At 61.1% G+C, this 791-nt stretch carries 1 protein-coding gene; it reads left to right on the forward strand.

The genetic code is table 11. The features are described from left to right. A partial coding sequence (locus tag Q1A44_RS21850; protein WP_299629561.1) for an elongation factor Tu occupies positions 1-791 on the forward strand: 791 nt, incomplete at both ends.

Raw genomic sequence — 791 nt, forward strand, 5'->3', positions numbered from 1 at the left:
ATGGCAAAGGCAAAGTTTGAACGTAACAAACCGCACGTAAACATTGGCACGATTGGTCACGTTGACCACGGCAAGACGACGTTGACGGCTGCGATCACGAAGTATTTTGGCGATTTTCAGGCCTATGACCAGATCGACGGCGCGCCCGAAGAGAAGGCCCGTGGGATCACGATCTCGACCGCGCACGTGGAATACGAGACCGAGAGCCGCCACTACGCTCACGTTGACTGCCCCGGCCACGCCGACTACGTCAAGAACATGATCACCGGTGCGGCGCAGATGGACGGCGCGATCCTGGTTGTGAACGCGGCTGACGGCCCGATGCCCCAGACCCGCGAGCACATCCTGCTGGGCCGCCAGGTGGGCATCCCCACCATGGTCGTCTTCATGAACAAAGTGGACCAGGTCGACGACGAAGAGCTGCTTGAGCTGGTCGAAATGGAAATCCGCGAGCTGCTGGACTCGTACGAGTACCCCGGCGACGACATCCCCGTCATTCCCGGTTCGGCCCTGGCCGCGATGGAAGGCCGTGACGAGGAAATCGGCGAAAACGCGATCCGCGCGCTGATGAAGGCCGTGGACGAGTTCATCCCCACGCCCGAGCGTGCGGTGGACCAGCCCTTCCTGATGCCCGTCGAAGACGTGTTCTCGATCTCGGGTCGTGGTACGGTTGTGACCGGCCGGGTCGAGCGTGGCGTGATCAACGTGGGCGACGAGATCGAGATTGTCGGCATCAAGGACACCCAGAAAACGACCTGCACAGGCGTTGAAATGTTCCGCAAGCTGCTGGA

The sequence above is a fragment of the uncultured Tateyamaria sp. genome, assembly GCF_947503705.1.
Lineage (GTDB): Bacteria > Pseudomonadota > Alphaproteobacteria > Rhodobacterales > Rhodobacteraceae > Tateyamaria.